The sequence below is a fragment of the Paenibacillus sp. FSL H7-0940 genome, assembly GCF_037979415.1.
Classification (GTDB): domain Bacteria; phylum Bacillota; class Bacilli; order Paenibacillales; family Paenibacillaceae; genus Paenibacillus; species Paenibacillus amylolyticus.
Genome location: NZ_CP150280.1, coordinates 4,659,478 through 4,671,361, shown reverse-complemented (window position 1 = coordinate 4,671,361; position 11,884 = coordinate 4,659,478). Strand labels below are relative to the sequence as shown.

Below are 11,884 nucleotides of genomic sequence, written 5' to 3'. Positions count from 1 at the left end.
GACGTAAAGACGTGGATTTTTGGTATAATAAGAAATGCTGGAAGTGAATTAGATGGGCTGGGTTGCATAATAAGTTACCGAGGACGGTCATTTTTAAGCATATACAGGATTATTGGAGTGATAACATGAGCAATGCAAAAGGAAAAGGCGGCACCGGCCGTGGTACGGGTAAAAAAGGCTGGAACCGTTGGCAAGCCGCTGCTAACCGGGCGAAAAGTGCACCGAAGCCTTATAAAAGTAAAGGCACAAAGAAGAAGGACGATACCGAAACTTCAAGTGGCAAGCCCGAGTAAGTATGGCTTGACGATGCCAGAGGAGAGAGCTGCCTGACTAACGGGTGGGTCTCTTTTTGCTTGAAAAGATAAAAAATTAAATTGACAGTAATGTAAATATGGTAATAATATAGAGCTTACGCAAATTAGATGGTAGTGCTACTATATAGAGGAAGGAGCAACAGCATGCCTGTTAATATGGATGAAAATCCACTTGGACTGATTCTGTCACGGACGTATCTGGCATACAAAAAAACAACAACCAGAAATCTGAGTGAACAGGATATTACTCCGGAACAATTTGCAGTCTTGAATGAATTGAGCAAGGCTGGAAGCCATATATCACAGAAAAAACTGGCTGAATTAACAGTGCGGGACCAGACAACAGTAGGCAAAATTATAGACAAGTTGATTCGCAAAGGTCTGGTGACAAGAGAAGAAGATCCACAGGATCGCAGAGCGGTATTGCTTTGTTTGACGGCGGAAGGACTGGAAATGAATAACGTTCTGACACCAAAGGCAAAACAGCAAGAGCAAGAGGCACTCGCCGAATGTTCTCCTGAAGAGCTTGAAGCATTCCTGAATGTGATGAATCGCATCTATGAAAAGATGAAATAAATTTTTTTGGCCAAATATGTGCATGTGCATATATATGTAGTGCAATTATTTTAATTTTAACTAATGGGAGTCGTGAACGAATGAAAAGCTTCAAAGATTTTCTTAAAGTGCCACAGACAAAAATAGGATTGGTTTTTGCATTGATTGTTCCGCTGTTATTTGTTGTGATCTGGATGACGGGTTATCATCAAGCCACGGAGAGAGTGGATCAACTTCAAGTTGCTCTGGTGAACGAAGACGGGGCACAGGGAACAGAGGTGCAGAAGCAGGTTGAAACGCTCGCGCCTTTCCATGTCAATGTACTGGGTTCTGCCGAGGAAGCTGAGCAACAGATGAATGCAGGTAACTATGCGATGGTTATTATTATTCCGGAAGGATTCACTGACCAGATTGAAGGAGGTACAGAGGCGAGCTTGTCCTTTTATATCAATCAGGGAAATGCCGATGTAGCCAAATCCATTGTGGAACATGCTGCGACCGGAATGACTGCACAAATGGGTCAAGGGATTCTGGAATCCAAGGTTCAAGTGACACTCAATAACGATAGTATAAACAGCGATGGACTGAGTGCAGCTATTGGACAAGCGATGGCGAAGATGAATGAAGGGCCTGTGAAGGCTGAAATTAATAAAACGAACAGCGTGAGTGATTTTGCAACATCGATGCTGCCCATGATTTTGGGTTTTATCACCTATATTGCTTCGATGACTATGAATATTCAGTTTAATATTACGTCGAATATCATGAAGCGTATCCATTCCAAATGGGAAATCTTCTGGGGACGGCAATTGCTGTTATTGTGTATAGCTTTGATTGTTCCCCTAATTGTGGATACAGTAGCTCTTCAGTTCACAGATGTTGCGAGCTCCTTCGGCGCTTTGTATCTGTATCATGTGCTGGTGAGTCTGGCTTGTATCTGTTTTACACAAATGAGTTTTGCCCTGTTTGGCAATGCAGGTCCTCTATTTAATGTAGCGATGGTTCCGCTCCAGTTGATGACAGCAGGAAATATAATTCCAGCCGAGATGCTGGCGCCATTCTACCGTTATATCGGAAACTTTCTGCCCGCTTCCAATGGGGTACAGGGATTTATGCGTTTGATCTATAGTGGAGAAGCAGTTGGGGGATACATGGTTCATCTTCTATTGATCTCGATTATTACGTGGGGAATTACGTTGCTGCGAGTTGGTATGCAAAAAGCAGGTAATGGACAAATGACGATGACGCCTCCAGCATCAGCACAGGCACAACATTAAGAGTTTCCTTCTATATATAATGTAATGACACACAAGAAAGTGGTTCACGTATAGTTATATGCGTGCATCACTTTTTTTGTTTATCTTTTATAATACCTCTACTTATACTCGTGGTAACTTACAGTGCCCCCAGTAATCTTACATGACCTTGATAAAAGGACAACCTAAATTGAGCATATTAATGAAGCTGAAATATAAGAGAGGAGATGTAGGCTAATAAGTTTAAAATCAATTAGACATGTATTACGATGTATGAATTGAAAAAATGTCATTTAAGCTATAATAAACTTTACACTGGGATAGAGGAGAGCGACACAGTACAGGTTGTTGATTTGTGGTAAATGAATTTTATTAAATTAAGTATTGTAATTAATATCTATACGTGATATATTATTAATCCGGCCAAGAAAACACGGTTTAACACTGGTGTGGCAAGCAAATGAAATAAGCTTCGAAAGAAACTTAAAAAAAGAGCTTGCAAAGTTGGTTCGGACATGATATTATATAAGAGTTGCTGAAGAGAACAACATTCGGTAACGAAATAAGTTTGATCTTTGAAAACTGAACAACGAGTGAGTAAACATTCTGCTTGCAGAATGAACGCGAAAGTTTGAGACAAGCCTTGGCTTGAATCGACTGGAGCACAAATGAGATTTTTAATCTCGTCAGATTCAAAATGAGCTTATCGCTCTTTTCAATACTTTATTGGAGAGTTTGATCCTGGCTCAGGACGAACGCTGGCGGCATGCCTAATACATGCAAGTCGAGCGGACTTGAAGAGAAGCTTGCTTCTCTGATGGTTAGCGGCGGACGGGTGAGTAACACGTAGGCAACCTGCCCTCAAGTTTGGGACAACTACCGGAAACGGTAGCTAATACCGAATAGTTGTTTTCTTCGCCTGAAGAGAACTGGAAAGACGGAGCAATCTGTCACTTGGGGATGGGCCTGCGGCGCATTAGCTAGTTGGTGAGGTAACGGCTCACCAAGGCGACGATGCGTAGCCGACCTGAGAGGGTGATCGGCCACACTGGGACTGAGACACGGCCCAGACTCCTACGGGAGGCAGCAGTAGGGAATCTTCCGCAATGGGCGAAAGCCTGACGGAGCAATGCCGCGTGAGTGATGAAGGTTTTCGGATCGTAAAGCTCTGTTGCCAGGGAAGAACGCTTGGGAGAGTAACTGCTCTCAAGGTGACGGTACCTGAGAAGAAAGCCCCGGCTAACTACGTGCCAGCAGCCGCGGTAATACGTAGGGGGCAAGCGTTGTCCGGAATTATTGGGCGTAAAGCGCGCGCAGGCGGTCATTTAAGTCTGGTGTTTAATCCCGGGGCTCAACCCCGGATCGCACTGGAAACTGGGTGACTTGAGTGCAGAAGAGGAGAGTGGAATTCCACGTGTAGCGGTGAAATGCGTAGATATGTGGAGGAACACCAGTGGCGAAGGCGACTCTCTGGGCTGTAACTGACGCTGAGGCGCGAAAGCGTGGGGAGCAAACAGGATTAGATACCCTGGTAGTCCACGCCGTAAACGATGAGTGCTAGGTGTTAGGGGTTTCGATACCCTTGGTGCCGAAGTTAACACATTAAGCACTCCGCCTGGGGAGTACGGTCGCAAGACTGAAACTCAAAGGAATTGACGGGGACCCGCACAAGCAGTGGAGTATGTGGTTTAATTCGAAGCAACGCGAAGAACCTTACCAGGTCTTGACATCTGAATGACCGGTGCAGAGATGTACCTTTTCTTCGGAACATTCAAGACAGGTGGTGCATGGTTGTCGTCACTCGTGTCGTGAGATGTTGGGTTAAGTCCCGCAACGAGCGCAACCCTTATATTTAGTTGCCAGCATTTCGGATGGGCACTCTAGATAGACTGCCGGTGACAAACCGGAGGAAGGTGGGGATGACGTCAAATCATCATGCCCCTTATGACCTGGGCTACACACGTACTACAATGGCCGGTACAACGGGCTGCGAAATCGCGAGATGGAGCCAATCCCAACAAAGCCGGTCTCAGTTCGGATTGCAGGCTGCAACTCGCCTGCATGAAGTCGGAATTGCTAGTAATCGCGGATCAGCATGCCGCGGTGAATACGTTCCCGGGTCTTGTACACACCGCCCGTCACACCACGAGAGTTTATAACACCCGAAGTCGGTGGGGTAACCGCAAGGAGCCAGCCGCCGAAGGTGGGATAGATGATTGGGGTGAAGTCGTAACAAGGTAGCCGTATCGGAAGGTGCGGCTGGATCACCTCCTTTCTATGGAGAATCGTTTCCTGCAACGGAAACATTCAAATATGCAGCTTAGCTGCAAAACACTCACTCGTTGTTCGGTTTTGAGAGCCTCAAACTCTCAAACAGCTTGCTTTTGCATGGAGCTTGTTCTTTGAAAACTAGATATCGAAACGAAACAAACGCGAATTAGAACATTCCTTTTTAGCTGAACTTGTGTTAAACAAGTTTCAATAAAAACGGTAGTCAAATTGCTTTTGTGAGGGTATCGGGTGAGAGCGACTTTTGGATTTGGACGTAGTCCAAACCAAGGGAAGCGAGCGACCGAAACCGGAACAAAATGGTTAAGCTACTAAGAGCACACGGAGGATGCCTAGGCGCTAGGAGCCGATGAAGGACGTGGCGAACAACGAAACTGCCTCGGGGAGCCTGTAAGCAAGCTTTGATCCGGGGGTGTCCGAATGGGGAAACCCAGCTGGGGTAATTTCCAGTTACTCATAACTGAATACATAGGTTATGCAGAGGCATACCAGGGGAACTGAAACATCTAAGTACCCTGAGGAAGAGAAAACAATAGTGATTCCGTCAGTAGCGGCGAGCGAACGCGGAGAAGCCCAAACCAGAGAGCTTGCTCTTTGGGGTTGTGGGACGTCTCACATGGAGTTACAAAGGAACCGGTTAAGCGAAGAGGTCTGGAAAGGCCCGCCAAAGAAGGTAAAAGCCCTGTAGTTGAAAGTCTGTTCCCTCCGAGACGGATCCCGAGTAGTGCGGGGCACGTGAAACCCCGTATGAATCCGGCAGGACCATCTGCCAAGGCTAAATACTTCCTAGCGACCGATAGTGAAGCAGTACCGTGAGGGAAAGGTGAAAAGCACCCCGGAAGGGGAGTGAAATAGAACCTGAAACCGTGTGCTTACAAAAAGTCAGAGCCCGTTTTAGGGGTGATGGCGTGCCTTTTGTAGAATGAACCGGCGAGTTACGTTCCCGTGCAAGGTTAAGGTGAAGAGCCGGAGCCGCAGCGAAAGCGAGTCTGAATAGGGCGAATTAGTACGTGGACGTAGACCCGAAACCGGGTGATCTACCCCTGTCCAGGGTGAAGGTGCGGTAACACGCACTGGAGGCCCGAACCCACGCATGTTGAAAAATGCGGGGATGAGGTGGGGGTAGCGGAGAAATTCCAATCGAACTCGGAGATAGCTGGTTCTCCCCGAAATAGCTTTAGGGCTAGCCTCGGAAAACAGAGTCGTGGAGGTAGAGCACTGATTGGGTGCGGGGCCCGCAAGGGTTACCAAGCTCAGTCAAACTCCGAATGCCATAGACTTACTTCCGGGAGTCAGACAGTGAGTGCTAAGATCCATTGTCAAAAGGGAAACAGCCCAGACCATCAGCTAAGGTCCCCAAGTGTGTGTTAAGTGGGAAAGGATGTGGAGTTGCACAGACAACCAGGATGTTGGCTTAGAAGCAGCCACCATTGAAAGAGTGCGTAATAGCTCACTGGTCGAGTGACTCTGCGCCGAAAATGTAACGGGGCTAAACACACCACCGAAGCTATGGCTTGATGCTTTGCATCAGGGGTAGGGGAGCGTTGTATAAGGGTTGAAGGTGTACCGTAAGGAGCGCTGGACATTATACAAGTGAGAATGCCGGTATGAGTAACGAAAAGATCAGTGAGAATCTGATCCGCCGAAAGCCTAAGGGTTCCTGAGGAAGGCTCGTCCGCTCAGGGTAAGTCGGGACCTAAGGCGAGGCCGAAAGGCGTAGTCGAAGGACAACAGGTCGAAATTCCTGTACCACCGTAAGCCGTTATGAGCAATGGGGGGACGCAGTAGGGTAGTGACGCGGACTGATGGATGTCCGTCTAAGCAGTAAGGCTGATGTGTAGGCAAATCCGCACATCATTAAGGCTGGTTTGTGATGGGGAGCGAAAATTATAGTAGCGAAGGTCATGATCTCACACTGCCAAGAAAAGCCTCTAGCCAGGTGAAGGTGCCCGTACCGCAAACCGACACAGGTAGGCGAGAAGAGTATTCTAAGGCGCGCGGAAGAACTCTCGTTAAGGAACTCGGCAAAATGACCCCGTAACTTCGGGAGAAGGGGTGCCCCGGTAGTGTGAATAGCACGAGGGGGCCGCAGTGAAAAGGCCCAAGCGACTGTTTAGCAAAAACACAGGTCTGTGCGAAGCCGTAAGGCGAAGTATACGGGCTGACGCCTGCCCGGTGCTGGAAGGTTAAGGGGAGTGGTTAGGAGCAATCCGAAGCTGTGAACCGAAGCCCCAGTAAACGGCGGCCGTAACTATAACGGTCCTAAGGTAGCGAAATTCCTTGTCAGGTAAATTCTGACCCGCACGAATGGCGTAACGACTTGGGCGCTGTCTCAACGAGAGATCCGGTGAAATTTTAATACCTGTGAAGATGCAGGTTACCCGCGACAAGACGGAAAGACCCCATGGAGCTTTACTGCAGCTTGATATTGAATTTGGGTACGATCTGTACAGGATAGGTGGGAGCCTTTGAAACGTGAGCGCCAGCTTGCGTGGAGGCAACGTTGGGATACCACCCTGATCGTATCTAGGTTCTAACCTGGTACCGTAATCCGGTGCGGGGACAGTGTCAGGTGGGCAGTTTGACTGGGGCGGTCGCCTCCTAAAGAGTAACGGAGGCGCCCAAAGGTTCCCTCAGAATGGTTGGAAATCATTCGAAGAGTGCAAAGGCATAAGGGAGCTTGACTGCGAGACCTACAAGTCGAGCAGGGACGAAAGTCGGGCTTAGTGATCCGGTGGTACCGCATGGAAGGGCCATCGCTCAACGGATAAAAGCTACCCTGGGGATAACAGGCTTATCTCCCCCAAGAGTCCACATCGACGGGGAGGTTTGGCACCTCGATGTCGGCTCATCGCATCCTGGGGCTGAAGTAGGTCCCAAGGGTTGGGCTGTTCGCCCATTAAAGCGGTACGCGAGCCTGGGTTCAGAACGTCGTGAGACAGTTCGGTCCCTATCTGTCGTGGGCGTAGGAAATTTGAGAGGAGCCTGTCCTTAGTACGAGAGGACCGGGATGGACGTACCGCTGGTGTACCAGTTGTTCCGCCAGGAGCACCGCTGGGTAGCTATGTACGGACGGGATAAACGCTGAAAGCATCTAAGCGTGAAGCCCCCTCAAGATGAGATTTCCCAGTATGTAAGACCCCTTGAAGACGACGAGGTAGATAGGCTGGGGGTGGAAGTGCAGCAATGCATGGAGCCTGACCAGTACTAATCGGTCGAGGGCTTATCCAATAGCAAGTTCTAAATCGCATGTTTCGTTTCGAATCTAGTTTTCAGAGAACGATCTCTGAAATGTAAGCTATGCTATGCGTTTGGTGGCGATGGCGGAGGGGTTCCACACGTACCCATCCCGAACACGACCGTTAAGCCCTCTAGCGCCGATGGTACTTGGACCGCAGGGTCCTGGGAGAGTAGGACGCCGCCAAGCAACAGGAAGACACACTTGATGATATCGAGTGTGTCTTTTTTATTTTAATGTAATTTATTTTATGTAATTCATTAGTTCTGATTTGACTTGTTATATACATAAAATACTGGCGTTCCAATCCTTAAAGCTGTGATACAATAGGTGAGGTCTATATAGAAAACGGAAACACGCATAAGTACGAGGAGGAACAGTGAACACGATGAAATCAGCCCCGTTTATTGCCGTGGAAGGTCCAATCGGAGCGGGGAAAACAACGCTGGCAACGATGCTTTCCCATGAATTGAATCTTCCGTTAGTTAAAGAAATCGTAGAAGAGAATCCATTTCTGGCTTCCTTTTATCAGGATATCGACGAGTGGAGTTTCCAATTGGAAATGTTTTTTCTGTGTAATCGGTTTAAACAACTGGAAGACACGGGCGTTCATTATGTAGAGCAGAATACCCCAGTCATTTCAGACTATCATATCTATAAAAATATGATTTTTGCCGATCGTACCTTAAAGGGAACGAAACGGGATAAATATCGTCAAATCTATCATCTGTTAACAGATGATCTGCCAAAACCCAATCTGGTGCTTTATATTGAAGCTGAACTCGATACGTTGATGTACCGCATTAACAAGCGTGGACGCTCATTTGAGCAGGACATGGACCCGGCATATATGGAACAACTCATTGCTGATTACAAAACAGGCATGGACTATCTGGCAAATAGCTCAAATCCGCCAGTAATCATTAAGGTCAATGCAGAGCAACTCGACTTTGTGGAACATCCTGAACACTTCAGGCAAATTGTTAATCACGTAAAGGAGTATATCATATGAATAACTATGGCATTCCAACGAATGCATTAATTACGGTAGCAGGTACGGTTGGAGTGGGTAAATCCACGTTAACGGCTGCTCTTGCACAGCGTTTGAATTTCAAGACTTCTCTGGAACAAGTCGATCATAATCCATATTTGGAGAAGTTCTATCATGACTTCGAGCGTTGGAGCTTCCATCTGCAGATTTATTTCCTGGCAGAGCGCTTCAAGGAACAGAAAAAGATTTTTGAACTGGGTGGAGGATTCGTACAGGATCGTTCCATCTATGAAGATACGGGCATTTTTGCACAAATGCATGCAGATCAAGGAACCATGTCTGCTACAGATTTCGAGACATACAGCAGTTTATTTGAAGCGATGGTAATGACACCGTATTTCCCACATCCAGACGTGCTGATCTATCTGGAAGGCAGTCTGCCTTCGATTTTAAACCGTATTACGGAACGCGGACGCGAGATGGAGATTCAGACGGACCGTTCGTACTGGGAACACATGCACGAGCGCTATTCCGTGTGGATTGATCAGTTTACGGCTTGCCCTGTGCTGCGTCTGAACATTGATGAGTATGATGTGCATGATCCGGCATCGGTGGATGCCATTTTGGCACAGATTGCAGGCTTGTCATTCAGCCTTCCAAGGAAGTACAAAGGTAAGATAGAGCGAGCTTTCCGATGTAGTTTTCTGGGTTACATTGGTTATATCTATGATACAGATATGGACAACATCCCTTCTACGGCTATTATGCTGTTGGAGGGATGTTTTTTTATATCCCAAGGGAATGATTATGAGTTGTTTGTGGACAGAACTAAAATGATATTCGAGCGAATAAGGAAATGGATGCTTAATATATCTTTTATGTTATATAAATATATTTGCTCACCAAAAGTAGAAAAATGTTGAATAATAAGTCTTTTTGTGGTTTCATAGGAAAGGTGAATTCTGGAAAAGAAGCATATGCATGACTCAGGAGGGAAAGACAACGTGGAAGAGAAACAAGGAGTTAAAATCGGTATGCCGATCATTGGTGGCTTAATTGCAGCCATTCTGGGAGGCATCGTATGGGCAGCTATTGCTGCAATGACCGATTATGAGGTGGGATTAATTGCGATTCTGATTGGAGCGCTCACAGGTTACGCAGTTGTGTTGTTCTCCAATAAACAAATTGCGACGGTACATAAGATTATTGCCGTACTGTTTGCGCTTGTTGGTATTTTGTTGGGGAAATATCTGACGGTGGTTTATTTTACTTCCGAACTGTTTGGTGATGTAAGCGTGATGGAACTCGTGTTTGATAGCGAGATGATCAGTGCGTTTGTGGAAACCTTCCAGGAGTACTTCAGTCAACCGATTGATTTATTATTCATCGTGCTTGCGATTGTGTCTGCATGGCAGATTCCTGGCCGGATGGCGAGAACCAGTCTAGCTACGGATGCATCTTCATCGGATCACGCACCAAGAGCTTAATCGGATAGACGGTGGACGCGGGCAGCAAAATGAAGAATGTTTGACAGAAGAAACTTAATGCTCATCATCCTAATCATCTGGTGAAAAGGTTATATCGAAGGACTGGGAGCAGAAGAAAAACGTAGTAAAGAGCAATCTATTTTAAAAGATATTCATAAAGTACTCAGAGTGAGCAGCAGTTAGGCTTGTTCACATTGCGGCTGGGTTACTTGCATACATAAAAGGGACGATACGCCTGAGAGGGCGGACGTCCCTTTTGTGTGTACACTGGGCAGTAGGCGGGATATCCGCTCATAATGGCTGTAGTAACTCGGATCGATCCAATTTATTTACAACGTAACCCTAGTATATATTCAGCATTTTCAAAAGGTAATTACAAGAAGGACGGTCACCACAGGAGGAAGGTTCAAATGTCCTGATGTCATGTACAGCGATAAAGCTGATAACGAGAGATTACTTTTATCACTACGGACAGAGGTTTAATTTCCAGACTATCGTTTACAATCTACATCTGATGGTAATGAGAGTTGAATAAACTGTATGTGGTTGAATACAGGGTTATATTATTTGTTTTGGTCAGCAAATACAGCCATAGCATCTCTCATAAATACAGCCAAACCATCGCCAAACTGATCAATATTACGCGTGAAGCGTTCATCGTCCACGTACATCTGACCAAGTCCTCTAAAGGCTTCAGGTGAGTAGCTTCCCATTTGGTTTAGCCAAGTGAACCACTCTTTGATGCCTGCCTGTGCCTCCTCAGATGCTGGTTCTATGTGACGAAGTGAAGCCAGATGTTTGTAGATTTCGTTCATTTGATCGGATAGAGCCTTCTGATCTGTGGTTGATTTACTGTGCAGCTTCTGATTTGCGTGATCGACGGCATGGTCTCCCCAACGTTCCCGCGCTTCTTGTTCATACGGATTCTGGCTAAAATCAAATCCTTCGAATTGTTCTTTGGCTGTCATTTTAATTTCTCCTCTCACGTGTAAAACCGTTTTATCAATGGTAGCAATCATCTGGTCCAAGCGTTGGCGCTTCTCCAGCAGTATAAGTCGATGCATGTTAAGTGCTTCTTCCGGATTGAAGGAGGGGTTGGTTATAATGTTTTTGATCTCCTTCAGAGAGAAGTCGAGTTCCTTGAAAAACAATATCTGCTGCAACCGTTCCAGGTTGGCATCTGAATATAATCGATATCCGGCAGAAGTTACTTCGTCCGGGGTTAATAGTCCGATCTCATCATAGTGATGCAGTGTGCGCACACTGATCGAGGCAAGTTCGGCAACTTCTTTTACCTTCATGGCCATGAGTGAAACCTCCTTACAACACCGATTGTACAGTGTCACGTTACGTGAGAGTCAACCGTTGAAAATGAAAAAACAAGATGCGAGCATGGAAGCTGCATCTTGATCATGGATTGGTGACTAAGTATGACTATATAAGTTGAACTAAAGATTATTTACACAGACACTATGATGACAGAATAACCTTCCAATCGCTGTTATCCCCAGATTTTTTCGATCCCCCTTTCTCATGGGAAAATCCGGGGATAAAGGCGAACGCTTCGCTTCTTCAGGTTTTTTCTGTCCTCTCCGTTATCGTTTAAATGATTAGTTCAACTTATATAGATTATTGTAAAATTCAGTCACTGTAGGGGAGCGGATGCGCTTCTATGTCGAAGACATGGGTTGCTGCCGCGCCGCGGGGTGTTTTAAGGCTCCCTCTGTTATGGAGAGGAGCGTGAGCAGTTGTGG

6 protein-coding genes, 3 rRNA genes and 1 pseudogene are annotated in these 11,884 nt (G+C 46.4%); 9 read left to right on the top strand and 1 reads right to left on the bottom strand.

Features of this window, described 5'->3' with window-relative positions:
• The first annotated feature begins 125 nt into the window (after positions 1-125).
• The 9 genes and pseudogenes from MHB71_RS20650 (at position 126) to MHB71_RS20610 (ending at position 10,130) form a co-directional block, all read left to right on the top strand.
• Positions 126-293 carry a DUF3934 family protein gene (locus MHB71_RS20650; RefSeq protein WP_074093608.1) on the top strand — a complete coding sequence of 56 codons (168 nt, stop codon included), beginning with the start codon at positions 126-128 and terminating at the stop codon, positions 291-293.
• A gap of 165 nt (positions 294-458) precedes the next feature.
• A complete protein-coding gene (locus MHB71_RS20645) occupies positions 459-890 on the top strand; it encodes a MarR family transcriptional regulator (protein ID WP_176873168.1) in 432 nt (143 codons plus the stop codon).
• A gap of 80 nt (positions 891-970) precedes the next feature.
• Positions 971-2,146, top strand: coding sequence for an ABC transporter permease (locus MHB71_RS20640; protein ID WP_340027495.1), 1,176 nt, complete (start codon positions 971-973; stop codon positions 2,144-2,146).
• 702 nt (positions 2,147-2,848) lie between these two features.
• Positions 2,849-4,400: ribosomal RNA gene (locus MHB71_RS20635) — 16S ribosomal RNA — on the top strand.
• Between the two features lie 315 nt (positions 4,401-4,715).
• A 23S ribosomal RNA gene (locus MHB71_RS20630) occupies positions 4,716-7,645 on the top strand.
• Positions 7,646-7,724: 79 nt separating this feature from the next.
• Positions 7,725-7,841 (top strand): 5S ribosomal RNA (gene rrf, locus MHB71_RS20625).
• The 16S, 23S and 5S rRNA genes sit together here, the layout of an rRNA operon.
• A gap of 199 nt (positions 7,842-8,040) precedes the next feature.
• Positions 8,041-8,664, top strand: a complete 624-nt coding sequence (locus tag MHB71_RS20620; RefSeq protein WP_047841693.1) for a deoxynucleoside kinase — start codon at positions 8,041-8,043, stop codon at positions 8,662-8,664.
• Positions 8,661-9,287 (top strand): annotated as a pseudogene (locus MHB71_RS20615) (deoxynucleoside kinase); the annotation flags it as partial. The gene MHB71_RS20620 and the pseudogene MHB71_RS20615, both read left to right, overlap by 4 nt.
• A 360-nt stretch (positions 9,288-9,647) precedes the next feature.
• The gene (locus MHB71_RS20610) at positions 9,648-10,130 is read left to right on the top strand and encodes a hypothetical protein (protein ID WP_051449859.1); all 483 of its coding nucleotides are present in this window, start codon (positions 9,648-9,650) and stop codon (positions 10,128-10,130) included.
• 563 nt (positions 10,131-10,693) lie between these two features.
• On the opposite strand, the gene MHB71_RS20605 is transcribed toward MHB71_RS20610, so the two are convergent.
• The gene (locus tag MHB71_RS20605; RefSeq protein WP_340027492.1) at positions 10,694-11,437 is read right to left on the bottom strand and encodes a MerR family transcriptional regulator; all 744 of its coding nucleotides are present in this window, start codon (positions 11,435-11,437) and stop codon (positions 10,694-10,696) included.
• Between the last annotated feature and the right edge of the window lie 447 nt (positions 11,438-11,884).